We start from the raw sequence: 23,083 nt of genomic DNA, 5'->3' as shown, positions 1-23,083 counted from the left end.
CCGAAAGGCCAGGAATATGCGCACCAGACCTGACGCAATCAGGGCGATGCCGATCAGGAGCGTGAATGCGCCAGCCGCAAGGAGTGGATTGATCCATACGAATATGCCGGCCACGGCATAAAGAGCGCCCAAGGCAATCCACAGGAAGAAACTGCCCCAGGTTTTCATCTGGAAGGCGCTGAAGATTTCGAAAATTCCCGACACGAACATCACGGCGCCGATAATGGCGACCGAGACGAAGGTGCTGAAAAGTTCATTGCCGAGCGCGATGACGCCGGCAATGACGTAAACGATACCGAGTGCAAGAACCCATCCCCACTTTGCGCGAAGGGAATGCAGAGCGCTGCCAAGACTGTGATGTGATCCGTCTGAAATGCTCATGGTCTGTCTCCCAGGTGAGAGACGCCATGTTACCGCTTGCCTGCGGCGGAACAATATCGGACTCGCTTTCGCGGGACGCTGGTGAGGCATCGGCCGCGAAAATTGCCGCTTCGATCGGGAAGATAATCGCCTTGTCAGGAAGAGAATAATCTTCTGAACGGTCGCAACACGACTAAAAACAGGGGGGAATGCGGCACCGGAGCGCATCATCCTTACGGATAAGCATGAGGTGCACGGTTTGCATTCAAGTTACAGAAAATTCTCTGAAGTTGGCTTTTTATGCTGCTTTCTCGAAGTGCATGCAGATACGCGCATATCCTTAACGGCGCCCGGCACAGGACCGTTCGACCAAAGTGACATTGACAGAATTGGGATGAAAGGAATTCAAAGGAACCGGCATAAATATAAACGAGAGCTGCGGAATTTCATCTGCTTTCGCCAGCTCATCATAAGCCGCAACAATGTTTTGGGAGGTTACTGATGACGAAGATCAATGAAATTCTCTATTCTGGGTTGTCGCGCCGTGCATTGTTGCAGGGCAGTGCGGGTCTGATCGGCGGCGCTGCGCTGTCCGGCGGATTGTCGATGCCAGCCTTCGCAGCAGATCATCCGGCGATCGGCACCTATCCGGCAGGCTCGTCCGGCAGCACCATCACCTTCGGCGCCGCAGTGCCGCGCACCGGCACCTACGCCGTGCAGGGCGAAGACGAACTCAAGGGTTGGGAGCTCGCGGTCGAGCACATCAACCAGGGTCACGACCTCGTCAAGAAAATCTCGCCGAAGACCAGCAAGGGCATTCTCGGCAAGGAAGTGAAGCTCGTCGTGGCCGACAGCGGCGCCAAGCCGAACATCGCGGTGCAGGCGGAGCAGCGCTTCATCACCGAGAACAAGGTTGTGCTGATGACCGGCTCGACCTCGTCGGCGGTGGCGGTTGCGCTGAACAAGCTCGCCCAGCGCGAAAAGGTGATGTACCTCGCCGGCATTTCCGGCTCCAACGACACCACCGGCAAGGACTGCGTCCGCTACGGCTTCCGCCAGAACTTCTTCGGCCAGACCGCCGCTGCGGCGATCGGTCCTCAGCTCGTGAAGGTGTTCGGCAAGAACAAGAAGGCGGCGTACATGACGCCGGACTACACCTACGGCCACACCGTCACCAAGTCGATGCAGGACTACCTCGCAACGGCCGGCTGGACCACCGTGACCAACCAGGTTTCGCCGCTCGGCGCGCCTGACTACTCGTCCTATCTGCTGAACGTCGCCAACTCCGGCGCGGACGTACTGATCAACGTCAACTGGGGTCACGACGCGGTTCTCTCCACCCAGCAGGCCAAGCAGTTCGGCATCTTCGACAAGATGAAGCTCGCCGTGCCGTACCAGATTCCGTTCCTCGCTCCCGAAGTCGGCGGCAATCTGCTCGCCGGCGTCTATGCGGCGACCGACTACTGGTGGACGATCGAAGACAAGTATCCGCTTGCCAAAATGTTCAACGAAGCCTTCAGCAAGAAGTATGGCTACCAGCCCGAGTGGGGCGCGGAAAATGCCTACATCAGCTTCGTTCATTGGGCTCGCATGGCCGAAGAAGCCAAGAGCTTCTATCCGCCGGACATCATCAAGACCTACGAGAAGGAAGAGAAGATTCCTTCGCTCGTGGGTGAGGTCTACTACCGCAAGGAAGACCACCAGTGCATTCGTCCGGTCATCATCGTGCGCGGCAAGAAGTCCGCGGACATGAAGAACAAGGAAGACTACTGGGATGTTGTCGAAATCGTCCCCGGTGAAGGGCTGATGCAGAAGCCGGACGCGTTCGGCTGCAACCTCGGCGATTACACCTGATCGCGTAAGTCTCGTTGAACGCCGGCACCTGATGCGACGTCGTGTCAGGTGCCGGCTTTAACGGTCTCGGTTCATAACTCAACAGGCGCTGATGCCGGGTCGCAGGACGAAAGCTCAGCGGTTGAAAAAAAGAAATTTTTCGCGGGCTGGAAACAAGTGATCAATTGGGCAAATTTCGTTTCACAGCTGTTCAACGGGCTCGTGCTCGGTGCGCTGCTGGCGCTGATCTCATCGGGTCTGACGATCATCTATGGTACCCTCGGCGTTCTGAACCTCGCGCATGGTGCGATGTTCATGCTGGGCGGCTATGCCGGATACGTGGCCTTCACCTATACGGGCTCCTTCATCATCGCGGTTCTTGCTGGTTCGCTGTTCGTCATGCTCGCCGGCGTGGTGATGGAAAGAGTCATCATCCGGTATTTTTACGGGCGTCCCGACGAGGATCAGTTGCTGGTGACGTTCGGTATCGGCATCTGCATCGTTGAAATCGTGCGCTTCTTCTTCGGCAGCCTGTCGCTGACGGTGCCTGCGCCGAAGATTTTCAGCGGCATCACCTCGCTCGGCTTCATGTACTATCCGACCTATCGTCTTGCCCTCGTGGGCATCGTGACGGTCGCGCTTCTTGCTCTGTATCTCGTGCTGTACCGCACGCGCCTCGGCATGATCGTCCGCGCCGGCATCGAAGACTCGATGATGGTGTCCACGCTCGGCATCAACGTTTTTCGCGTTTTCATGATCGTGTTCGGCATCGGCGCGATGGCAGCCGGTTTCGCGGGCATCGTCAACGCTCCCGTGGTGTCGCTGACCCCCGACATGGGCGAAGCGATCCTGGTGCAGACCTTCGTCGTCATCGTGATCGGTGGTGTCGGCTCGTTCCCGGGCGCCATTCTCGGCGGCCTGATCGCAGGCGAGATCATCAGCATCACTTCAATGATCAATCCAGGCTACGCCTACGTCATGCTGTTCGCGGCAATGACGCTCGTGCTGGTGCTACGCCCGCACGGGCTGTTTGGCTCGCAAAGCCGGGCATAGGAACGGTTTATTCATGATCAAGCAACGCCCCTTTCTGATCGAGACGCTGACGGCCATCGGCCTGATCATCGCTCCCTTCATTCTGCCGCACCTCGGATTCGCGCCGAACACCGTCAACCGCATTCTGGTGTGGGGCCTGTTCGGAATCGGCTTCGATATCCTGTTCGGATTCACCGGCCTCCTGTCGTTCGGCCAGTCGGCGCTTTACGGCACCGGCGGCTTCGTCGCGGCCTATCTTCTGACCATCGCCGGCTTCCCCCATGTGATAACGGCTTTGTTCATCGGCATGGTTGCCGCCGCGGCGGTTGGCTATCTTGTCGGCCTCGTCGCGCTGCGCAGCACCGGCATCTACTTCGCCATGATTACGGTGGCGATCGCGGAAGTGTTCTTCTTCGTCGAGTTCAATCCGCTGTCGGACTGGACCGGCGGCGAGAACGGCTTGCCGGGCGTGCCGAGCCCCAGCCTCGATCTCGGCTTCATCCATATGCATTTCACGACCGGCTGGTCGCTGTATGGCTTCCTGGCGTTCTGGTTCTTCATCGGCATCGTGCTGGGCCTACGGATCGTGCGTTCGCCAGTTGGCGCGGTGCTGCGGGCGATTCGCGATAATCCGCTGCGCGCGGCTGCGGTCGGTCACAATGTCCACGGCTACAAGCTCACGGCCTTCGTGGTCGCGGCGGCTTATGCCGGCTTCGCGGGCGGTCTGCTTGGCGTCATGCAGGCATTCATGCCGCCGGATGCCTTCATGTTCGACACGTCGGCGCAACTCGTGATGATGACCGCGATCGGCGGCACCGGCACGCTGTTCGGCCCGCTGCTCGGCGCGACGGTGTGGCTGTTCCTGCAGGACTTCCTGCAGGCGGCGCTCGGTCTTGGTGCGGCATGGAAGCTGGTGCTGGGCGTCATCTTCGTGTTGCTGGTCTGTTTCCTCCGCCGCGGCCTCATCGGCGGCATCTATGATCTCTACAATCTGATCTTCGCGCGCCGTTCTGCGTCGGAGCCGAAAGAGGATGCGCCTGTTCCCGGTATGACGGCCGAACAGGAGCAGGAGATCGCGGAGGCCGAAATCGCGCGTGAGCCGGTTGCGCCGCCGATGCCACCGCGCGATCGCGCCCTTGATGGCTATCAGGGGCCGATCCTGCAGGCGACGGGCCTCACCAAGCGCTATGGCGGTCTGGTTGCCAACAGTGACATCAACTTTACGGTGAACCACGGCGAGTTGCGCGGCATCATCGGCCCCAACGGCGCCGGCAAGTCGACTTTCTTCAAGATGCTGACCTGCGAAGTGACGCCGACCTCCGGCAGCATCGTGTTCGAAGGTCACGACATCACCGGCAAGACCGTGACCGACGTCTGCCAGCTTGGCCTGACCAAGAGCTATCAGGTCAACCAGTTGTTCACGCGCCTTACCGTTCGCGAGAATCTGATCATCGCCGTGCTGGGCGATCTGCGCGGCAAGTTCCGTCTGGATCTTTTCAAACGGATCAGCAGTGTGAAGGGATTGGATGAGCAGGTGGATCACGTGATGGCCATGGTGAACCTCACCGACCGCGCGGATGTGCCGGTGTCGGAACTTGCCTATGGTGAAAAGCGGCGCCTTGAGATCGGCCTCGCGCTGGCCAATTCGCCGAGCCTGCTGCTGCTCGACGAGCCGCTCGCAGGCATGAGCCCGCGCGAGCGCGTGGAGACGGTCAAACTTCTGAAGTCGATCGCCAAGGGCCGAACCATGATCGTGATCGATCACGATATGGATGCCTTGTTCGAGCTGGCTCAGAAGGTCACGGTTTTGCAGGAGGGTCGTGTGCTGGTTGAAGGCACGCCGGACGAGATCAAGAACAATCCGAAAGTTCAAGAAGCCTATCTCGGGGGAGTTCTCGAATGAGCCTGCTCGAGGTCAAAGGTCTGAATTCGTTTTACGGCGACTCGCACATCCTGTTCGACGTGTCGCTGAATGTGAACCGCAACGAGGTCGTGGCGCTGCTCGGCCGCAATGGCGCGGGCAAGAGCACGACGCTGAAAAGCCTGATGGGCGTGGTGACGCCGCGCTCGGGCAATATCATGTTCAACGGCCATGATGTGGCCGGCAAGAAGAGCCACGTCATCGCCCAGGCCGGCATGCAGTTGGTGCACGAGGATCGCCGCATTTTCGGCAGCCTCAATGTCGAGGAAAACATCATCCTCGCGGGCATCACCGCGCCGAAGCGCTGGCCGCTCGATCGTATCTACGAGATGTTCCCGCGATTGAAGGAACGGCGCGGCAACCGCGGCACCGATCTGTCGGGCGGCGAGCAGCAGATGCTGGCGATCGCGCGCGCATTGGTGCGCGATCCGGAGATCATCCTGCTCGACGAGCCGTTCGAGGGCCTCGCGCCGGTGATCGTGCGCGATCTTGTCAACGCCTGCCGCAACCTTGCGGCCGCAGGGCAGACCATCGTGCTGGTGGAGCAGAACCTCGCCGCGACGCTGGCGCTGGCGCAGCGCGTCTACATCATCAACAACGGCCACATCGTCCACGAGGGACCGGCGTTGGAGATCAAGAAACAGCCGGAAGTGCTGCAGCGCTACCTCGGCGTGTAAGCCGGAATCTCGAACATAAAAAGCGGGGCGGCTCGGCCGCTCCGCTTTTTATTTGTCCGCCTTAAGGGGCGCTTATGCTTTCAGCGCCGCGATCAGCTTTGCCGCGTGGTCTTCCAGCACCTTGGGGTCTTCCTTGCGGGTTTGCGGCGGCAGCAGCGCAACCCCTTCCTTCACCGGCATGATGTGCATGTGCAGGTGGAATACGACCTGACCGCTCGCGGGTTCGCTGAATTGCTGGATGATGATGCCGTCGGCGGCAAACGCCTTCATCGCGGCGCGCGCGATGGTGCGGGTGGTGCGGGCGACCTCCATGAAATCCTCCTCGCGGATGTCCAGGAGGTTGCGCGCACCCGCGCGCGGGATCACGAGCGTGTGGCCCGGAGAGCGCGGCATGATGTCGAGGAAAGCGAACGTGCGATCGTTCTCGTACACTTTCAGGCAGGGCAGTTCGCCGCGCAGGATTTTCGCGAAGATGTTTTGATCGTCGTAAGTTGCCATCTGGATATCCCCCGGATTGACCATTGAAAGGTTAGTGCGGAATTTCGAATCCCTCATGCCGCCAGACGGCGCGGTTCTCGGGAGCTGCGAGAAAGCGGATCAATTCCCGCGCCGGTCCAGGAGCCTTGCTCGTGGCTGCCACCGCGCCGCCGTAAACCAGAGTGAGTTGCAGCGGCTCGGGCAGGGGACCGAGCGAAGTCACACCGTCGACATGGACGACTTCGCTCGCCGGATAGATTCCGATGGCGACGCGGCCGTCGGCCACCATGCTGACGCCGCCTTCCAGCGCTGGGCGATAGGTCACCTTGCGCTCGACGATGTCGGAGATCCCGAGCTCGGAGACCATGCTGGCCATGTGCGCGCCGCTCGGGGTCGAAGCCGGCGTCGAATAGACGACCGAGGGGGCGTCCACCAGGGCGCGGCGAAAGGCATCGACGCTTGAGATGTTCGGGCGAGGCGCGCCGTTTTTGACGATTGCGACAAGTTTGAGAATTCCGTACGCGGCACGATCCTCTGGTCGGATTTTGTGCATCGTCGCGAGATTGTCGAGAGCCGAGGTCGGCATCAGCAGAACGTCGGCACTTTCCCCGGCCAGAATTTTTTGCCGCAATGCGGAAATCAGGACATGCTGTGTGATCACGCGATGGCCGGTCGCTTTTTCAAACTGCGGGATGAGCGTGATCAGCACGTCCTTCGGAGCGCCTCCGCTCATGAGGAGGATGTCCGTGGCATTTGCAGCCAGCGGAAACTGGGAAATACAAACGGCGAGTGCAACCAAGACACGTTTCATGAGCGTTTCGTCGTCCCCAGGGGCCCGTCAGCACGGCGAAAAGAAGCTGTCGAAACAAGGCTATCGCATGATTTGCGCGCGGCGTCATGCCCCGTGGGCGGAGCATCCCCGCGCCCGAAGGTTCTATGTTCCGGAGAGGAAACCTTCTATAGTCCGCGCCGTTAAGTTTCGTACTCTCTCTCACGATCGTGGATGTATCCTATGACCTTTACCCTTCCGGACCTGCCGTATGCTCATGACGCGCTCCAGCCTTACATGTCCAAGGAGACGCTCGAGTATCACCACGACAAGCATCATCAGGCCTACGTCACCAACGGCAACAACCTGCTCAAGGGCACCGAATTCGAGGGCAAGTCGCTCGAAGAGATCGTCAAGGGTTCGTTCGGCAAGAACGCTGGCTTGTTCAACAATGCCGCGCAGCATTACAACCACACCCTTTTCTGGAAAATGATGAAGCCCAAGGGTGGCGGCACCAAGCTGCCGGGCAAGCTCGCCAAGAAGATCGACGAGGATCTCGGCGGCTTCGAGAAGTTCAAGGCCGATTTCGCAGCCGCCGGCGCGGGCCAGTTCGGCTCCGGCTGGGCCTGGCTCTCGGTGAAGAATGGCAAGCTCGAAGTCACCAAGACGCCGAACGGCGAAAACCCGCTGGTTCATGGCGGAAGCCCGATCCTCGGCGTCGACGTATGGGAGCACTCCTACTACATCGACTATCGCAACCGCCGTCCCGATTACCTCAAGGCGTTCATCGAGAACCTTGTGAACTGGGAATACGTGGAAGAGTTGCTCTCGAAGGCCTCGTGAAGGTTGCGGGAAACCTCAAATTCAATAAGCAAGGGGCGGCCATGTGCCGCCCCTTCATTTTTGTGCGGCTGTGGTCCTGCCGAGGCCGGAGGCAGCCGGTTGAGACGGATATGAGGCTCGGATGAACTACCTGCTGGTTTTCATTGGCGGCGGGCTCGGTGCGTCGCTGCGCCACGCTGTCAATCAGCTCTGCGCCCGGCTGTTCGGCACGGGCTTTCCCTTTGGCACCTTCCTCATCAACGTCACAGGCTCGCTGGTGATGGGGTTGATCGCGGGCTACCTCGCCTTCAAGGGGCAGGCGGCGCAGCCCTGGCGGCTGTTCGTGATGGTCGGCATCCTCGGCGGCTACACCACGTTTTCATCGTTCTCGCTCGATGCGGTGACGCTGTACGAGCGCGGTGCCGGGCTGGCGGCCTTGTCCTATGTCGTGGGATCGGTCCTGCTGGGCCTCGCGGGCCTCGTGGCGGGACTTGCTCTCGTGCGTCATTTTTCTTGACGTGGGGCCGGGGCCGGGCGGTGGCCCTTGCTATTCGAAAATATGTTATAATATAACGTTTTAACTGGCCAGCGGTGCTGCCGGATATGAGGCAATTTCCATGGCCCAAGGCTCAGTTGAAGGTTCAGTTCAAGGCTCCATTCATGGTCCGGCCCACGGCCATACGTGTGGCCATGACCATGCCGGAACGCCCCTGAGAGCGCCCCAGGCGGCCGCAGGGCATCACCATGCGCCCTCCACGCCCCATCCGGCGCAGGCCGTGCCGTGGTCGCTCCTACGCATGGGGCTGGCCGCCCGGCTGGGCGGGTCGCTCCTGCTGGTGGCGGCGCTCTGGATCTTCGTTATTGTCGCCATGAGGCCTCTGTGACCGCCCGGATCACCTTTCGCGACCTGACGCTTGGCTACGAGCGCCACCCTGCCGTCCACCATCTCAATGGCACGGTCGAGGAGGGCGCGCTGCTGGCGGTGGTGGGTCCGAATGGTGCGGGCAAATCGACGCTGTTTCGCGGCATCGCCGGCCTTCTCAAGCCGTTGTCCGGCGGCATCGATCTTGGCGGGCTCGATCCGCGCCACATCGCCTATTTGCCGCAGAGCGCCGACATCGACCGGGATTTTCCGATTTCGGTGTTTGATTTCGTCGGTCTGGGATTATGGCGGCGCAAGGGTGCGTTCGGCGGCTTCAAGGCAGCCGACGGCAAGTCCATCGAGGCGGCGATCACGACCGTCGGCCTGAGCGGATTCGAACGCCGGCCTATCGGGACGCTGTCGGGTGGACAGATGCAGCGGATGTTGTTCGCGCGTGTCATTCTGCAAAATGCACAGCTGATTTTGCTCGACGAGCCGTTCAACGCCATCGACGCCGGAACAGCCGCCGATCTCATGATGCTCGTGCGGGAATGGCACAGCGAGCGGCGCACCGTGCTGGCGGCGCTGCACGACTTTGCCGAGGTGCGGGCGAATTTTCCCGAAACGCTGCTGCTGGCGCGCACGCCGGTGGCGTGGGGTGCCACGCATGACGTGCTGACGGCCGAACACCTCTCGCGCGCGCGGCAGATGTGCGAGGCATTCGACGACACGGCTGCGCCCTGCGCGGACCCGCACACATCGCAGGCCGCCTGATGATGCTCGATATTTTCGCGGCACCTTTCACCGATGGAACCATGCGCCGCGCGCTGGTCGCGATCGTCGTGCTGTCGTTCGGCAGCGCCCCGATCGGCGTGTTTCTGATGTTGCGGCGGATGAGCCTGATGGGCGATGCGATGTCGCACGCCATCCTGCCGGGCGTGGCGGTCGCGTTCCTGCTGTCGGGGATGAATCGGATCATGATGACGATCGGCGGGTTGATCGCCGGTCTGGTCGTTGCCGTGCTTTCGGGGTTGATGACACGCGTGACGGAGATGAAGGAGGATGCCTCGCTTGCGGTGTTCTATCTCGTCTCGCTCGCGCTCGGCGTCATCCTCGTTGCATCGCACGGGTCGAGCCATGAACTCATCGAGATCCTGTTCGGCGATATCCAGACAATCGACGCAGGCGCGCTCTATCTCATCGCGTTCAACACCACGCTGACGCTGTGCGCCCTCGCCGTGATCTACCGGCCGCTCGTTATGGAATGCGTCGATCCGCTGTTCATCCGCGTTGCCGGACGCGCTGGCGCGCTGGCTCACCTCGTTTTCATGGCTTTTGTCGTGGTGAATCTCGTCAGTGCCTATAACGCGCTCGGCACCTTGCTTGCGGTCGGCATGATGATCCTTCCGGCGGGAATCGCGAAGTTCTGGTCGCGCGACATTTCACGCATCATCCTCGTGGCCATCACCAGCGCCATTGTCTCCGGTTATCTCGGACTTGTGCTGGCGGCTGCTGCCGATGCGCCCGCAGGGCCGTCCGTCGTGCTGGCCGCTGGTGCGATCTACTTCCTCTCGATGATTATCGGGCCTGCAGGCGGGCTTGTGCGCCGGTTCGCTCCGGGGCGGCATCTGGAGGCCTGAATCGCCCCGAAATCAGCCCAATAACCACTTACATTGTGGGCCCTCGGCACAATATAAAGGCTCTCATCGACGCGCTGGAAGGCCAGGAAATACCGGCTTCAGGCGCATGTCCCCCGGAGTTTCCATGTCTGACGCTGCTTCCAAAATCCCCGTCACCGTCCTCACCGGCTATCTCGGCGCAGGCAAGACCACGCTGCTCAACCGCATCCTGTCGGAGAACCACGGCCAGAAATATGCCGTGATCGTCAACGAATTCGGCGAGATCGGCATCGACAACGATCTCATCGTCGGCGCCGACGAAGAAGTGTTCGAGATGAACAATGGCTGCGTCTGCTGCACGGTGCGCGGCGATCTCGTTCGCATCATCGACGGGCTGATGAAGCGCAAGGGCAAGTTCGACGCGATCATCCTCGAGACGACAGGCCTTGCCGATCCGGCACCTGTGGCGCAGACGTTCTTCGTCGACGAAGAAGTGAGCCAGAAGACCGCGCTCGACGCAGTGGTGACGGTGGCGGATGCCAAGTGGCTCAGTGAGCGGCTGAAGGATGCCCCGGAAGCCAAGAACCAGATCGCCTTCGCAGACGTCATCGTGCTCAACAAGACCGATCTGGTGAACAAGGATGAACTCGCCGAGGTCGAGGGTCGCATCCGCGCGATCAATCCGTACGCCACGCTGCATAAGACCCAGCGTTGCGCGGTGAAGCTGACGGACGTGCTCGGGCGCGGCGCGTTCGATCTCGACCGTATTCTGGAGCTGGAGCCCGCCTTCCTCGAGGAAGACGAGCATGACCATCACCATCATCACGACCATGAGCATGGGCCGGATTGCGGTTGCGGCGAACATGGCGACGATCATGACCATCACGGCCATCATCACCATGACCACGGCCACCATCATGGCCATGGCATGAAGCACTATCACGACGAGGACATGCAATCTTTGTCGCTACGCTCCGACAAGCCGCTCGATCCGATGAAGTTCATGCCGTGGCTGCAAGAGCTTGTCGCCAATGACGGCGCGAAGATTTTGCGTTCCAAGGGCATCCTGGCGTTCGCGGGCGATGATGACCGCTACGTGTTCCAGGGCGTGCACATGATGCTCGAAGGCGATCACCAGCGGAAATGGAAGCCGGACGAGAAGCGCGAAAGCCGCGTGGTTTTCATCGGCCGCGAATTGCCCGAGGAGCGGATCCGCGAAGGCTTCGCGAAGACGATCGCGTGACGACGGTTGCATGATGTCGAGTTTTGAGTCTTTCGAACCTTCCGACGCCGCAGTCGCTTCTGTCACCAAGAGCGTTCGCAAGATCGAGCTGCAAGCGCCCGCCACTGCCGTGCATTTCCTTGGCGACGTGGCGGCGTTCGTGAATGGCGAGGAGACCGTGGTTCTCGCCGATAACGAGGGCGAATCCACGCAACTGGGCGTCCATGGCGGCGGTATTCTGTGCGCGACGTCTGACGGCAAGCGCCTCATCACCGGCGGTGACGACGGCAAGGTCGTGTCGGTTGATGCCAAGGGCAAAATCGAAACGCTTGCAGCGGATGCCCGCCATCGCTGGATCGATAGCGTGGCGGTCCATGCGGACGGTACGGTTGCGTGGTCGGCGGGCAAGACTGCATTCGTCAAAACCAAGGATGCGGAAAAGTCTTTTGACGCGCCATCGACCGTCGGCGGCCTTGCGTTTGCGCCGAAAGGCTTGCGTCTGGCGATCGCCCATTACAACGGCGTGACGCTGTGGTTTCCGAACATGGCGGCAACCCCGGAAGTGCTGGAATGGAAGGGCTCGCATCTCGGCGTCATGTTCAGCGCGGATAACCGCTTTCTCGTCACCGCGATGCATGAGCCCGCGTTGCACGGCTGGCGGCTCGCCGATGCCAAGCACATGCGCATGACCGGCTATCCCGGCCGCGTGCGGTCGATGTCGTGGAGTGTGGGCGGAAAACTCCTCGCCACCTCGGGCGCGGACACCGTGATCCTGTGGCCGTTCGGCAGCAAGGATGGGCCGATGGGCAAGGAGCCGGCGATGCTGGCGCCATTGCAGGCGAAGGTCACGGCGGTGGCCTGCCATCCAAAGCACGATATTCTCGCGGCCGGCTACAGCGACGGCACCATTCTAATGGTGCGCATTCAGGACGGCGCGGAGATTCTGGTTCGCCGCAACGGCGGCGGGCCGGTGTCGGCGCTCGCATGGAATGCCAAAGGCTCGCTGCTCGCCTTCGCGACGGAAGACGGCGACGCCGGACTCCTGCCGCTTTAGCCCTGTTTACGGTTCCCGTATGGAGGAACCTTAGCTGCGATGTAACCGTTGTCCTTCGCGTGAAAGGAAGCGGTCATGGATTCGCAGCAGAAAAATCCGTTCAGGCTCGACCTTGTGCTTGCCGCTGTCATGGTGGCGATGGGGCTGACGGTGGTTGGATTGTCATGGTCGCAATTGTCCGGACGCAAAGAGATTGCGCAGGCGACGGCGCCGAATTCCGAAACCCCACAGGTGCCCGCGGGCAAGTCCGATGGACCTGCGGAATCGAAGCCCGGAGGCGCGCGGCCCACGACTCCGCCGCCTGAGCCCGCGCGTCCTGACGCGGATGCGCAGAAACGAGGCGCAACGCCCGCGCTTCCTCCCGCGCCCGCCGAGAAGATGGGCGAGCCGGTGAAGAAATAGCTTTTGAATAAAAAAGAGCCGGCGTGAAGCCGGCTCTTTTTGTGTCGGTCGCGATCAGCGCACTAGGACGTTCCGGAATTGCCACGGATCGCTGGTGTCGATGTCCTCGGGGAAAAGGCCCGGACGATCCTTCAGCGGCGTCCAGTCGGTGTAGTAGCCCTTCACCGGCCCAAGATATGGCATCTGGATTTCCAGCAGACGATCGAAATCCATCTCGTCGGTTTCGACGATGCCTTCGTTCGGGTTTTCCAGCGCCCACACCATGCCCGCGACCAGCGCCGACGTGACCTGCAGGCCGGTGGCGTTCTGATAGGGCGCGAGCTTTCTTGTCTCTTCGATGGAGAGCTGCGAGCCGTACCAGTAGGCATTGTTGTCGTGGCCGTAGAGCAGAACGCCGAGTTCATCGATGCCGTCGACGATCTCGTTTTCATCGAGGATATGATGCTTCTCCTGCGCCCTGGCGGCGCGGCCGAACATTTCGTGCAGCGAGAGCACCGCATCATCCGCTGGGTGATAGGCATAATGGCAGGTCGGCCGATAGATGGCTGTACCCGATGCGTCGAACACCGTGAAATAGTCGGAGATCGAAATGGATTCGTTGTGGGTGACGAGGAAGCCGTATTGCGCGCCGCGCGTCGGGCACCAGGTGCGTACGCGCGTGTTGGCGCCGGGCTGCATCAGATAGATCGCAGCGCCGCATCCGGCTTGGTGGGTGTGTGCGTTTTCGGGCATCCACTTTTCGTGGGTGCCCCAGCCCAGTTCGGACGGCTGCACGCCCTCCGAGATGAAGCCTTCCACCGACCAGGTGTTGACGAACACGTCCGGTTCTTTCGGCTTCTTCGAGCGCTGGGTGTCGCGCTCTGCGATGTGGATGCCCTTGATGCCGGCCTGACGCATCAGGTCCGCCCATTCGGTCCGGCTCTTCGGCTTCGGCGCATTGAGCTTGAGGTCGGCGGCGACATTCATCAGGGCCTGCTTGACGAAGAACGAGACCATGCCGGGGTTGGCGCCGCAGCAGGAGACGGCCGTCGTCGAGCCTGCGGGCCGAGCCTTCTTGAAAGCCAGCGTGTTCTCGCGCAGCGCGTAGTTGGAGCGCGCTTCCGGGCCCTTCGACGCATCGAAATAGAAGCCGAGCCAAGGTTCATTGACTGTGTCGATGTAAAGCGCGCCGAGCTCGTTGCAGAGTTCCATGATGTCGGCGGAGCCGGTGTCGACCGAGACGTTGACGCAGAAGCCTTGTCCGTTGCCTTCGGTGAGCAGCGGGGTCAGCAAGTCGCGATAATTGTCCTTGGTCAGGCCCTGCTGGATGAAGCGCACATTGTGCTTCTCGCAATGGGCCTTGCGGCCTTCATCCTTGGGATCGATCACCGTGATGCGCGACTTGTCGTAATCGAAATGCCGTTCGATCAGCGGCAGCAATCCCTTGCCGATCGACCCGAAGCCGACCATGACGATGGGACCTGTGATGCGTGCATGCACGGACGAAGCATTGGACGACATCATTGAATCTCCAGATTGTCGGGGGAAACAAGCGGCGGCAAAGGCGCGCCAGCGAGAGCCTCTCAAAACGACAAAACGCCGATGAAATCAAGGTCTGAAACGGCTTTTGTGACGTAATGGCGCGCCTGAATCCGTCATCCAGCGTTCATATGACATGATCGGGCGCAAGCGCGCAGTTGCTGTGTTCGGAGATTTCGATCTGGATTGTGGAGTGGTTGATCCGGAAATGTTCCTGCAACAGTTGGCAGGTTTCAACCAGAAAGCCGTCGCCGGGATGTCCACCGGGCGTGACGAGATGGGCGGTGAGTGCGGTTTCCGTCGTGCTCATCGGCCAGATGTGCAGATCGTGAATCGAGGATACGCCGGGGCGGCTCGCCAGCATCGCGCGCACGGCGGCAGGATCGATCGAGGCCGGTACTGCGGCGAGCGACATCGCGGTGCTTTCGCGTAAGAGGCTCCAGGTGCTCCAGACAATGACGCCCACGACCGCAAGGCTGGTGAGAGGATCAATCCAGAGCCAGCCGGTCTGCATGATGATGAGGCCCGCGATGACGACGCCCGCGGAGACGCCGGCATCCGCCATCATGTGCAGATAGGCGCCGCGAATGTTGATGTCGCCCTTTTGACCGGAAGCGAATAGCCATGCGGTTGCGCCGTTGACGAGAATTCCGATGGCCGCCACGACAATGATGGTGAGGCTTTTGACCGGCTCCGGTTCGATCAGGCGCTGCACCGCCTCCAACAGGATCGCGCCGGACGCGATCAGGAGCAGCACGGCGTTGGCGAGCGCCGCAAGAATGGACGTGTTCCGCAGACCGTAAGTATAGCGCGCGGTCGGCGCGCGCTTTGACAGCACGGCTGCGATCCATGCCGTGGCGAGACCGAGTACATCGGAGAGGTTGTGACCGGCGTCGGCGAGTAGCGCGGTCGAATTCGCGAGATAGCCATAGAGGCTTTCGATCCCGACAAAGGCCGTGTTGAGCGTGATGCCGATCAGAAACGCGCGGCCGAAATCGACGGGCGCATGATGATGGCCGTGATGCGCGTGATCGTCGTGCGCATGATCGTCATGTGCGTGGCCGTGATCGTGCGCGTGGGCCGCATGGTCATGGTGGTGACCATGATGGCTGTGAGAATGGCTGTGGCTCATTCTCTCTATTTATCATGAGCCGCAGCATGGGCGACATTTTATCGCCCATGCTATTTTATAACGTCACACGAATGTGGATATGCGTGCCGGCGTCAGGCGCGGTGCAAGACCTTGGTAACGGTCAGCGAACGCCAGCCGCCCGCAGGCGTCTGGAATTCGATGGATTTTCCGACCGACATGCCGATCAGCGCAGCGCCGATCGGCGTCAGGACCGAGATCTTGCCCGCTCCGACATCGGCATCCTCCGGATACACCAGCGTCACCGTCCGCGACTGCCCGCCGATGTCGTCCCGGAATGTGACCTCCGACTGCATGGCGACGATGTCCCGCATCGACTGGTCGGCGGAACGGATCTCGGCGCGCTCGATTTCTTGTGCGAGGAATTCCGCCGTCTCGGGATATCGGTCCGCGGCAACCTCGGCGAGATGGCGCAACCGGTCGGCATCGCGCACGCTGATGGCGATGGCGGGGAGCCTTGTCTGCAAATCGCTATGCATGTCGTTCACCTTGGGTTGGCTGCACGGCTTTAGAGCCCGCAGGAGACAACGGAAACATGCTCGCGACACGTCGCGAGCATTTCAGTCGAGTTTCAGGTTGGAGTTTAAGAGGGAGGTTGACGGGAACCCGGACGGTGCGGACACGCGTCCGTCCGGGTCACTTTCCTGCTTGAAAGTGACCTGCGCGAAGCAACAGACGGTTGGGGCGCACGTTCAACATCATGAAGTTAAGTTAGGATGGCTGGCCGCCAAGTCAAACCGGCGGCTTGCGACATCTTGGCGCGTCGAGAGACTGATGCCTGTGGCGTCAGGCCGAGCGGCGTTTCGCGGTGACTTCGATCTCGATCTTCATCTCGGGCTTGTAGAGCGCCGACACCGCAACGATCGTCGCCGCGGGGCGAATGTCGCCGAGCGTCTCGCCGCAAACCGCGAACACCGCATCGAAGTCCTTCGCGTCGGTGACGTAGTAAGTCGCGCGCACGAGATCGGCCATCTCGAAGCCGCCGTCCTTCAGCGCGCTGGCGATCACCTTGAAGCAGTTGCGCGTCTGCTCGCTCACGTCTTCGGGCAGAACCTTGGTGACGGGATCGTAGCCGGTGGTGCCGGCGACGAAACACATGTCGCCTTCCACAACGGCGCGGCTGTAACCCGCGACCTTCTCGAAGGGGGAACCGGATGAAATCAGACGGCGAGACATAGTGTATCCTCGTTGTTGAATGAGAGAGGCAATGCCTCGTCCATCCGGTTTAATCAAGCGGCTGCGGTTGCGATCGCGTGTGTTTTGGCGGCACGGGGCCGCCGCGCCTTGGCCCCGGTGGCGGCGATCATGCCCCATGCACCCATGAGCGCGCCTTCGCGCAGTTCAATGGCAAGCAACCGCTCGCGCTCGAACGGGCCGGGCAGGGCCAATTCGCCAGTCTTGTCGGCGGAGAAGCCGAACCGTTCGTAATAGGCCGGATCGCCGCGCAGGATCACGGCGGTGTGGCCGCGCGCCTTCGCCGCCGCCAGCGCGTGGTTCATCAGGGCCGCGCCGACGCCGAGCGAGCGGCAGGAGGCATCCACGGCCAGCGGGCCGAGCACCAGTGCGGGAATGCCGCCCGCGCTGACGTGCCAGAGCCGCACGGTGCCGATCAGCCTGCCATGCTGAGTGGCCGAGAAGGCGAGGCCTTCCGCGGGCGCGCGTCCGTCGCGCAGGCGCTGGCAGGTGCGGGTATGACGGCCCTCGCCGAAGCTTGCATCGAGCAATGCCTCGCGCGCGGCGACGTCCGCGGCGCGCTCGGCGCGGATCGCGAACGGGGCGGCATCAGCGAAGGGGGCAGCGGTTTTCCGAACAGCAGTCATGGCACATCAGTCCCCACGCCAATGGACCTGCGGTCCACCGCGTGTTGTCAGCAAATCGTTTGTGACGGGATGGACGCCGGCGAACCGGCGTCCGGTTAGTCAGGCGGCGACGCGGGCCGCGACCTTAAATGTGATAGGTCTTCAGCGGCGGGATGCCGTTGAAAGCCACCGACGAGTAGGTCGAGGTGTACGCGCCGGTGCCTTCGATCAGCACCTTGTCGCCGATCTCGAGCGTGACCGGCAGCGGGTACGGCACCTTCTCGTACATCACGTCGGCCGAGTCGCAGGTCGGTCCGGCGAGTACGCACGGCGCCATCTCCGCGCCGTCGTGACGGGTGCGGATCGCGTAGCGGATCGACTCGTCCATCGTCTCGGCGAGGCCGCCGAACTTGCCGATGTCGAGATAGACCCAGCGGTTCTCGTCGTCGTCGCTCTTCTTCGAGATCAGCACGACTTCCGCCTCGATCACGCCGGCGTTGCCGACCATGCCGCGGCCCGGCTCGATGATCGTTTCCGGGATCTGGTTGCCGAAGTGCTTGCGCAGCGCGCGGAAGATCGACCGGCCGTACTGCACGACCGGAGGAACGTCCTTGAGGTACTTCGTCGGGAAGCCGCCGCCCATGTTGACCATGGAGAGGCTGATTCCGCGCTCGGCGCAGTCACGGAACACCTGCGAGGCCATCGCCAGCGCGCGGTCCCATGCCTTCACCTTGCGCTGCTGCGAGCCGACATGGAACGAAATGCCGACCGGCTCCAGACGCAGGCGCTTGGCGAGGTCGAGAACCTCAACCGCCATTTCCGGCTCGCAGCCGAACTTGCGCGACAGCGGCCACTCGGCGCCGGCGCAATCGTAGAGGATGCGGCAGAACACCTTCGCGCCGGGGGCGGAACGGGCGATCTTCTCGACTTCGGCCACGCAGTCCACCGCGAACAGGCGGATGCCGAGCGCGTAGGCGCGCGCGATGTCGCGCTCCTTCTTGATGGTGTTGCCGAAGGAGATGCGGTCCGGGGTTGCACCGGCAGCGAGCGCCATTTCGATTTCGGCCACGGTCGCGGTGTCGAAGCACGAGCCGAGCGAGGCCAAAAGCGAGAGCACTTCCGGCGCAGGATTCGCCTTCACCGCGTAGAACACGCGGCTGTCAGGGAGCGCCTTCGCGAAGGTCTGGTAGTTGTCGCGCACCACCTCGAGGTCGACGACGAGACACGGCTCGGTGTCGAGGCCCTCGCTGCGGCGGTTGCGCAGGAATTCCTGGATACGGTCGGTCATAGCACTTCTCCCAAACGGCCCAGCCAAACGAGTTGGCGCTGAACCGTCCAAAAAATTGCGTCTGAGCCAAGAACCTCAGCCATGTCGCACGATGGAGACGCGACGATGGCCGATCCTCAGATCGGACTGTGCTGCCGTGGATTGGTTGGGAAAATTCCCGACCGCACGCCTGGCAATGAAGGACAAGCCTCTTCGGTATTCGCGCTGGCTGGTGGAAAGCCAACAGAGACCAAAAAAGCCCGCTCCGTCGTTGCTTTAAGTCGCGTCCCCCGTTGAGAGCGGGGTGCGCCGGTTCGCCTCCGGCTGTCAGTCACGGTTGCAAGGAGCAAAGTCACCTTCAACGGCACCCCTTGAGAGAGATGCTGGCCTTTCAGCCTTTCGGCTAAACGACCCTCGGTTCTTCGTCCCCTTGGCGGCTGTCCGGCCTCTTGTCCGGATACCCACCGACTGACACACGACCACAGGCACGTGCGAAATTGGGCACGCGTGAAATATGAGTTTTGACTCGGTGGCGCAAGGACTTTTTCAGCCGTGCGATAGAATTCTCCACGATCGTCGCGCGATGTTGCCGTGAAGCCGCAAAATCGCCGCCGAACATGAACGGCTGTTAAAACTGCTTAACGAAATCACACTCTCGCCGCAGTTCGGAGCGCATCGGCGCCTCAGGCGCGCCGCGTGAACGGCTCGACTTGCCGCGCGCCGCGTACGAAGCCGATCATGATCGCCACGCCGATGGCGAACAGGATGACCTGGAGGATGTGCGCGCCGGTGTCTTCGAGCCCGAACAGGATCGCCAGCGCCCAGCCGCCCGCGAAAGCCGCGCCGAACACCTCTGCGCCGATCAGGATCGCGGCGCTCAGGACGGTGATGACGCTCGGCCAGGCGATGGTCTTGGCTCCGGTTTCGGTCTTTTCGGCGCTCATGAAGGTCTCTTTCCGTTTGCGGCCGCAATGTCTGCGAAATCGGTGCCGCAATCAAGCGTTCCGGGCCTAAAAAAGAGCCTGCGCGATGCTATATGTTCCGGACAGAAATCGCTGAAAACAGGGCCCCCATGACAAAATCGTCCGCTTTGCCGTCCGCCGCCACGCAAACCCCGAGCGGCGACGGCAACCCCTTGCTTGAGGCCTGGCAGACGCCGTTCGAGACACCGCCCTTCGAGCGAATCCTGCCGGATCACTTCCCGCCAGCCTTCACGGCGGCCTTCGCCGAGCATGATGCCGAGATTGCCGCCATCAAGGCGGACAAGGCCGAGCCGACCTTCGAGAACACCGTGGCGGCGCTGGAGCGCGCGGGGCGGCTTTTGACCCGCGTCGGCGCCGTGTTCAGCGATCTGGTGGGAGCCAATTCGACACCGGAGCTGCTTGAGATCGAGAGCGAGATCGCGCTGGAGGAGGCGCGGCACTGGAATCCGATCATGATGGACGCCCAGATCTACGCGCGGCTTGCGAGGCTGCGCGAGAATGCCGCAGCGCTGAAGCTCACTCCGGAGCAGGCGCGGCTCCTGGAGCGGACCTATACCGACTTCCACCGCGCGGGCGCGGGCCTGAGCGAGACCGCCAAGGCCCGGATGGCGGTCATCAACGAGCAGCTGGCCCATCTCGCCACCACCTTCAGCCATAACCTTCTTGGCGACGAGCAGGACTGGTTCCTTGAACTCGGCGATAACGACCTCGGTGGCCTGTCCGAAAGCTTCGTGGCAGCGGCGCGGGCCGCAGCCGAGGAATGCGGCATGCCCGGTAAGGCGGTGGTGACGCTGTCGCGCTCCTCGGTCGAGCCGTTCCTGCAATCCTCCACCCGGCGCGACCTGCGCGAGAAGGTCTACAAGGCCTTCACCGCGCGGGGCGACAACGCCAACAGTCACGACAACAACGCCACCATTCTGGAAATCCTCAAGCTGCGCGAGGAGGCGGCCAAGCTGCTTGGCGCGCCGAGCTTCGCCGCCTACAGCCTTGAAGATTCCATGGCGAAGACGCCGCAGAATGTCCGCGATTTGCTGGAGCGGGTGTGGAAACCAGCGCGCGCGCAGGCGCTCAAGGACCGCGACGCCCTGCAGGACCTGATCGCGGAAGAGGGCGGCAACTTCAAGCTGGCGGCATGGGACTGGCGCTATTACGCCGAGAAGCTGCGCCAGCGCCGCGCCAATTTCGACGATGCCGCGATCAAGCCCTATCTCGCGCTCGACAACATGATCGACGCCGCCTTCGACGTCGCCCACCGTCTGTTCGGCCTCACCTTCGATGAGCGCAAGGACGTGCCGGTCTGGCACCCCGACGTGCGCGTCTGGGAGGTGAAGGATGCGCAGGGCCGTCACAAGGCGCTGTTCTACGGCGACTACTTCGCGCGTCCCTCGAAGCGGTCCGGCGCATGGATGACCTCGCTGCGCGATCAGGAGCGGCTCGACGGCGAGGTTTATCCTGTCATCCTCAACATCATGAACTTCTCGCGTGGCGCGGAAAACCAGCCGTGCCTGTTGTCGCCCGACGACGCACGCACGCTGTTCCACGAGTTTGGCCATGCGCTGCACGGCATGCTCTCGAACGTGACCTATCCGTCGCTGTCGGGTACCAGCGTGTTCACTGATTTCGTTGAGCTGCCCTCGCAGCTTTATGAACACTGGCAGGAGCAGCCGCAGGTGCTGCAGAAGTTTGCCCGCCACTACCAGACGAACGAACCGTTGCCGGAGGAGTTGCTTAAGCGTTTCCTCGCCGCACGGAAATTCAATCAGGGTTTCGCCACGGTGGAGTTCGTGTCCTCAGCTCTACTTGATCTCGAATTCCACACCCAGCCGGCGTCCTCGATCACCGACGTCCATGCGTTCGAGAAGAAAGAGCTTGAGAAGATCGGCATGCCTGCCGAAATCGCGATGCGTCATCGCCCACAGCAGTTCGGGCACATCTTCTCCGGCGATCATTACGCAGCGGGCTATTACAGCTACATGTGGTCGGAGGTGATGGACGCGGATGCGTTCGGCGCTTTCGAGGAGGCGGGCGACATCTTCGATCCGAAGGTCGCCAAGCGCCTGCACGACGACATCTATTCGTCCGGTGGCTCGCGCGATCCCGAGGAAGCCTACATCGCTTTCCGTGGGCGAAAGCCGGAGCCCGATGCGCTGCTGCGCGGACGCGGCCTGCTCGATGAATCCGAGGCGGCATGAGTTATGCCCGTTGATGTTGCCGCCGGGCGGCTGACGTGCTTTTGATGATCTGTCTTTTTTCCGGAAAGTCTGATGTCGAGCGTCGAATCCGTATCCTCTGCACCTATGCCCGCCGGTCGCGTCGGCGTGTTGCTGGTCAATCTCGGCACACCCGACACCGCCGATGCGCGTGGGCTTCGGGTGTACCTGAAGGAATTTCTGTCTGACCCGCGCGTGATCGAGAATCAGGGCCTGTTCTGGAAGCTGGTGCTCAACGGCATCATCCTGCGCGTGCGTCCGGCGCGGAAGGCGAAGGACTACCTCAAGATCTGGAATAATGAGCTGAACGAATCTCCGCTCAAGACCATCACTCGCGGGCAGTCTGACAAGCTCGCGGCCGCGATCGCGGATCACGATCATGTCGAGGTCGACTGGGCGATGCGTTACGGCAATCCCTCGATTCAGTCCGGCTTCGATGCGCTGATGGCGAGGGGCTGCGACCGCATTCTGGTGGTGCCGCTGTATCCGCAATATGCCGCCGCGACCACCGCGACGGTATTCGACAAGGTGGCCGAAGTGCTGCTCGCGATGCGCGCACAGCCGACCGTGCGGTTTGTGCCGCCTTATTATGATGAGCCGGCCTATATCGATGCGCTGGCGAATTCGATCGAGGCGCAACTTGTGACGTTGCCGTTCAAGCCGGAGGTGATCGTCGCCTCGTTCCACGGCATGCCGCAGAAATATGTCGACAAGGGCGATCCCTATCAGACGCAATGCGTCGCCACGGTCGAGGCGTTGCGTAATCGTCTCAATCTCGACGACAAGGAATTGATCCTCACCTTCCAGTCGCGCTTCGGCTACGATCCGTGGCTGCAGCCTTATACCGACAAGACCATGGAGCGGCTGGCGAAAGAAGGCGTCAAGCGGATCGCGGTGCTCACGCCGGGCTTCTCGGCCGATTGCCTGGAGACGCTGGAGGAAATCGCGCAGGAGAACGCGGAAATCTTCCGCCATGCCGGCGGCGAGCAGTTTTCCTTCATCCCGTGCCTGAATGACAGCGACGGCGGCATGGATGTGATCCGGCAACTGGTGCTGCGCGAATTGCAGGGCTGGATTTAATCTCCTTCCATTTCTGCTGCCCGGAT

General features: G+C 61.7%; 24 protein-coding genes (1 of these 24 running past the window's edge). 14 read left to right on the top strand and 10 right to left on the bottom strand.

Annotated elements, in window-relative coordinates:
* A protein-coding gene (locus AFIDRAFT_RS02525) for an HdeD family acid-resistance protein (protein ID WP_009337478.1) crosses the window boundary here: on the bottom strand, positions 1–381 show its 5' portion. 183 nt of this gene lie to the left of the window's left edge; 381 of the gene's 564 nt are visible here — the first part of the coding sequence; the start codon lies at positions 379–381; its stop codon lies beyond the left edge, outside the window.
* A 480-nt stretch (positions 382–861) separates the two neighbouring features.
* Here AFIDRAFT_RS02525 and AFIDRAFT_RS02520 point away from each other — a divergent pair, with 480 nt between their 5' ends.
* The 4 genes from AFIDRAFT_RS02520 to AFIDRAFT_RS02505 all read left to right on the top strand — a co-directional run bounded on the left by AFIDRAFT_RS02520 (position 862) and on the right by AFIDRAFT_RS02505 (position 5,823).
* Positions 862–2,214, top strand: a complete 1,353-nt coding sequence (locus AFIDRAFT_RS02520) for a substrate-binding protein (RefSeq protein ID WP_009337476.1) — start codon at positions 862–864, stop codon at positions 2,212–2,214.
* Positions 2,215–2,370: 156 nt separating this feature from the next.
* Complete coding sequence (locus tag AFIDRAFT_RS02515; RefSeq protein WP_009337474.1) at positions 2,371–3,246, top strand: branched-chain amino acid ABC transporter permease; 876 nt, start codon at positions 2,371–2,373, stop codon at positions 3,244–3,246.
* 13 nt (positions 3,247–3,259) lie between these two features.
* Positions 3,260–5,128, top strand: a complete 1,869-nt coding sequence (locus tag AFIDRAFT_RS02510) for a branched-chain amino acid ABC transporter ATP-binding protein/permease (RefSeq protein WP_009337471.1) — start codon at positions 3,260–3,262, stop codon at positions 5,126–5,128.
* Positions 5,125–5,823: an ABC transporter ATP-binding protein gene (locus AFIDRAFT_RS02505; protein ID WP_009337469.1), complete on the top strand. Its 699-nt coding sequence runs from the start codon at positions 5,125–5,127 to the stop codon at positions 5,821–5,823. The genes AFIDRAFT_RS02510 and AFIDRAFT_RS02505 overlap by 4 nt, the downstream gene beginning before the upstream one ends.
* 72 nt (positions 5,824–5,895) lie before the next feature.
* Here AFIDRAFT_RS02505 and AFIDRAFT_RS02500 read toward each other — a convergent pair whose 3' ends face one another.
* Together AFIDRAFT_RS02500 and AFIDRAFT_RS02495 are read right to left on the bottom strand one after the other, a co-directional pair.
* Positions 5,896–6,321 carry an HIT domain-containing protein gene (locus tag AFIDRAFT_RS02500; RefSeq protein WP_040297979.1) on the bottom strand — a complete coding sequence of 142 codons (426 nt, stop codon included), beginning with the start codon at positions 6,319–6,321 and terminating at the stop codon, positions 5,896–5,898.
* Positions 6,322–6,352: 31 nt separating this feature from the next.
* Positions 6,353–7,033 (bottom strand): substrate-binding domain-containing protein, encoded by a 681-nt coding sequence (locus AFIDRAFT_RS02495; protein ID WP_009337464.1) that lies wholly within the window; start codon positions 7,031–7,033, stop codon positions 6,353–6,355.
* Between the two features lie 279 nt (positions 7,034–7,312).
* Between AFIDRAFT_RS02495 and AFIDRAFT_RS02490 the strand changes: the two genes are divergently transcribed.
* The 7 genes from AFIDRAFT_RS02490 to AFIDRAFT_RS02455 all read left to right on the top strand — a co-directional run bounded on the left by AFIDRAFT_RS02490 (position 7,313) and on the right by AFIDRAFT_RS02455 (position 13,050).
* A complete protein-coding gene (locus AFIDRAFT_RS02490) occupies positions 7,313–7,912 on the top strand; it encodes a superoxide dismutase (RefSeq protein ID WP_009337462.1) in 600 nt (199 codons plus the stop codon).
* 121 nt (positions 7,913–8,033) lie between these two features.
* Positions 8,034–8,408, top strand: a complete 375-nt coding sequence (crcB, locus tag AFIDRAFT_RS02485) for a fluoride efflux transporter CrcB (RefSeq protein ID WP_009337461.1) — start codon at positions 8,034–8,036, stop codon at positions 8,406–8,408.
* Positions 8,409–8,771: 363 nt separating this feature from the next.
* Positions 8,772–9,527 (top strand): metal ABC transporter ATP-binding protein, encoded by a 756-nt coding sequence (locus AFIDRAFT_RS02475; protein WP_009337457.1) that lies wholly within the window; start codon positions 8,772–8,774, stop codon positions 9,525–9,527.
* Positions 9,527–10,393, top strand: a complete 867-nt coding sequence (locus AFIDRAFT_RS02470) for a metal ABC transporter permease (protein WP_009337455.1) — start codon at positions 9,527–9,529, stop codon at positions 10,391–10,393. The genes AFIDRAFT_RS02475 and AFIDRAFT_RS02470 overlap by 1 nt, the downstream gene beginning before the upstream one ends.
* Before the next feature lie 124 nt (positions 10,394–10,517).
* Positions 10,518–11,615, top strand: coding sequence for a CobW family GTP-binding protein (locus AFIDRAFT_RS02465; protein WP_009337453.1), 1,098 nt, complete (start codon positions 10,518–10,520; stop codon positions 11,613–11,615).
* A gap of 10 nt (positions 11,616–11,625) precedes the next feature.
* Positions 11,626–12,648: a WD40 repeat domain-containing protein gene (locus AFIDRAFT_RS02460; protein WP_009337451.1), complete on the top strand. Its 1,023-nt coding sequence runs from the start codon at positions 11,626–11,628 to the stop codon at positions 12,646–12,648.
* Between the two features lie 75 nt (positions 12,649–12,723).
* A complete protein-coding gene (locus AFIDRAFT_RS02455) occupies positions 12,724–13,050 on the top strand; it encodes a hypothetical protein (protein WP_009337448.1) in 327 nt (108 codons plus the stop codon).
* Between the two features lie 54 nt (positions 13,051–13,104).
* Here the strand turns inward: AFIDRAFT_RS02455 and AFIDRAFT_RS02450 are convergent, their stop codons facing one another.
* From AFIDRAFT_RS02450 to AFIDRAFT_RS02425, 6 genes are all read right to left on the bottom strand, one after another.
* Positions 13,105–14,550, bottom strand: coding sequence for a homospermidine synthase (locus AFIDRAFT_RS02450; protein WP_009337446.1), 1,446 nt, complete (start codon positions 14,548–14,550; stop codon positions 13,105–13,107).
* A gap of 145 nt (positions 14,551–14,695) precedes the next feature.
* On the bottom strand, positions 14,696–15,700 hold the full coding sequence (locus AFIDRAFT_RS02445) for a cation diffusion facilitator family transporter (protein ID WP_009337443.1): 1,005 nt from the start codon (positions 15,698–15,700) through the stop codon (positions 14,696–14,698).
* Positions 15,701–15,792: 92 nt separating this feature from the next.
* Positions 15,793–16,197, bottom strand: a complete 405-nt coding sequence (gene rnk, locus AFIDRAFT_RS02440) for a nucleoside diphosphate kinase regulator (RefSeq protein WP_009337442.1) — start codon at positions 16,195–16,197, stop codon at positions 15,793–15,795.
* A 307-nt stretch (positions 16,198–16,504) separates the two neighbouring features.
* Positions 16,505–16,894, bottom strand: a complete 390-nt coding sequence (locus tag AFIDRAFT_RS02435) for a RidA family protein (RefSeq protein WP_009337441.1) — start codon at positions 16,892–16,894, stop codon at positions 16,505–16,507.
* A gap of 53 nt (positions 16,895–16,947) precedes the next feature.
* Positions 16,948–17,538, bottom strand: coding sequence for a GNAT family N-acetyltransferase (locus tag AFIDRAFT_RS02430; RefSeq protein ID WP_009337440.1), 591 nt, complete (start codon positions 17,536–17,538; stop codon positions 16,948–16,950).
* Between the two features lie 124 nt (positions 17,539–17,662).
* Positions 17,663–18,805: a type III PLP-dependent enzyme gene (locus AFIDRAFT_RS02425; RefSeq protein WP_009337439.1), complete on the bottom strand. Its 1,143-nt coding sequence runs from the start codon at positions 18,803–18,805 to the stop codon at positions 17,663–17,665.
* A gap of 105 nt (positions 18,806–18,910) precedes the next feature.
* On the opposite strand from AFIDRAFT_RS02425, the gene AFIDRAFT_RS19670 reads away from it, so the two are divergent.
* Positions 18,911–19,081 carry a hypothetical protein gene (locus tag AFIDRAFT_RS19670; RefSeq protein ID WP_181903288.1) on the top strand — a complete coding sequence of 57 codons (171 nt, stop codon included), beginning with the start codon at positions 18,911–18,913 and terminating at the stop codon, positions 19,079–19,081.
* Positions 19,082–19,467: 386 nt separating this feature from the next.
* Here the strand turns inward: AFIDRAFT_RS19670 and AFIDRAFT_RS02420 are convergent, their stop codons facing one another.
* On the bottom strand, positions 19,468–19,728 hold the full coding sequence (locus AFIDRAFT_RS02420; protein ID WP_009337438.1) for a hypothetical protein: 261 nt from the start codon (positions 19,726–19,728) through the stop codon (positions 19,468–19,470).
* Positions 19,729–19,856: 128 nt separating this feature from the next.
* Between AFIDRAFT_RS02420 and AFIDRAFT_RS02415 the strand changes: the two genes are divergently transcribed.
* Complete coding sequence (locus AFIDRAFT_RS02415) at positions 19,857–21,959, top strand: M3 family metallopeptidase (RefSeq protein ID WP_009337437.1); 2,103 nt, start codon at positions 19,857–19,859, stop codon at positions 21,957–21,959.
* 72 nt (positions 21,960–22,031) lie between these two features.
* Entirely contained in the window at positions 22,032–23,057 is a 1,026-nt protein-coding gene (gene hemH, locus AFIDRAFT_RS02410) for a ferrochelatase (protein ID WP_009337436.1), read from the top strand.
* Positions 23,058–23,083 lie beyond the last annotated feature (26 nt).

Origin of the sequence: Afipia sp. 1NLS2, from assembly GCF_000178995.1 — a bacterium.
Lineage (GTDB): Bacteria > Pseudomonadota > Alphaproteobacteria > Rhizobiales > Xanthobacteraceae > Afipia.
The sequence above is the reverse complement of the archived record's forward strand: the minus strand, read 5'-3'. Positions and strand labels throughout refer to the sequence as shown.

What these genes read in the sequence shown, in the direction of transcription:
- hemH (WP_009337436.1), top strand. Translation starts at nt 22,032, where the DNA reads ATGTCGAGCGTCGAATCCGTATCCTCTGCACCTATGCCCGCCGGTCGC.
- AFIDRAFT_RS02430 (WP_009337440.1), bottom strand. Translation starts at nt 17,538, where the DNA reads ATGACTGCTGTTCGGAAAACCGCTGCCCCCTTCGCTGATGCCGCCCCG.
- AFIDRAFT_RS02425 (WP_009337439.1), bottom strand. Translation starts at nt 18,805, where the DNA reads ATGACCGACCGTATCCAGGAATTCCTGCGCAACCGCCGCAGCGAGGGC.
- AFIDRAFT_RS02505 (WP_009337469.1), top strand. Translation starts at nt 5,125, where the DNA reads ATGAGCCTGCTCGAGGTCAAAGGTCTGAATTCGTTTTACGGCGACTCG.
- AFIDRAFT_RS02520 (WP_009337476.1), top strand. Translation starts at nt 862, where the DNA reads ATGACGAAGATCAATGAAATTCTCTATTCTGGGTTGTCGCGCCGTGCA.
- AFIDRAFT_RS02470 (WP_009337455.1), top strand. Translation starts at nt 9,527, where the DNA reads ATGATGCTCGATATTTTCGCGGCACCTTTCACCGATGGAACCATGCGC.
- AFIDRAFT_RS02465 (WP_009337453.1), top strand. Translation starts at nt 10,518, where the DNA reads ATGTCTGACGCTGCTTCCAAAATCCCCGTCACCGTCCTCACCGGCTAT.
- crcB (WP_009337461.1), top strand. Translation starts at nt 8,034, where the DNA reads ATGAACTACCTGCTGGTTTTCATTGGCGGCGGGCTCGGTGCGTCGCTG.
- AFIDRAFT_RS19670 (WP_181903288.1), top strand. Translation starts at nt 18,911, where the DNA reads ATGGCCGATCCTCAGATCGGACTGTGCTGCCGTGGATTGGTTGGGAAA.
- AFIDRAFT_RS02510 (WP_009337471.1), top strand. Translation starts at nt 3,260, where the DNA reads ATGATCAAGCAACGCCCCTTTCTGATCGAGACGCTGACGGCCATCGGC.
- AFIDRAFT_RS02495 (WP_009337464.1), bottom strand. Translation starts at nt 7,033, where the DNA reads ATGAGCGGAGGCGCTCCGAAGGACGTGCTGATCACGCTCATCCCGCAG.
- AFIDRAFT_RS02460 (WP_009337451.1), top strand. Translation starts at nt 11,626, where the DNA reads ATGATGTCGAGTTTTGAGTCTTTCGAACCTTCCGACGCCGCAGTCGCT.
- AFIDRAFT_RS02490 (WP_009337462.1), top strand. Translation starts at nt 7,313, where the DNA reads ATGACCTTTACCCTTCCGGACCTGCCGTATGCTCATGACGCGCTCCAG.
- AFIDRAFT_RS02420 (WP_009337438.1), bottom strand. Translation starts at nt 19,728, where the DNA reads ATGAGCGCCGAAAAGACCGAAACCGGAGCCAAGACCATCGCCTGGCCG.
- AFIDRAFT_RS02445 (WP_009337443.1), bottom strand. Translation starts at nt 15,700, where the DNA reads ATGAGCCACAGCCATTCTCACAGCCATCATGGTCACCACCATGACCAT.
- AFIDRAFT_RS02500 (WP_040297979.1), bottom strand. Translation starts at nt 6,321, where the DNA reads ATGGCAACTTACGACGATCAAAACATCTTCGCGAAAATCCTGCGCGGC.
- AFIDRAFT_RS02435 (WP_009337441.1), bottom strand. Translation starts at nt 16,894, where the DNA reads ATGTCTCGCCGTCTGATTTCATCCGGTTCCCCCTTCGAGAAGGTCGCG.
- AFIDRAFT_RS02455 (WP_009337448.1), top strand. Translation starts at nt 12,724, where the DNA reads ATGGATTCGCAGCAGAAAAATCCGTTCAGGCTCGACCTTGTGCTTGCC.
- rnk (WP_009337442.1), bottom strand. Translation starts at nt 16,197, where the DNA reads ATGCATAGCGATTTGCAGACAAGGCTCCCCGCCATCGCCATCAGCGTG.
- AFIDRAFT_RS02450 (WP_009337446.1), bottom strand. Translation starts at nt 14,550, where the DNA reads ATGTCGTCCAATGCTTCGTCCGTGCATGCACGCATCACAGGTCCCATC.
- AFIDRAFT_RS02415 (WP_009337437.1), top strand. Translation starts at nt 19,857, where the DNA reads ATGACAAAATCGTCCGCTTTGCCGTCCGCCGCCACGCAAACCCCGAGC.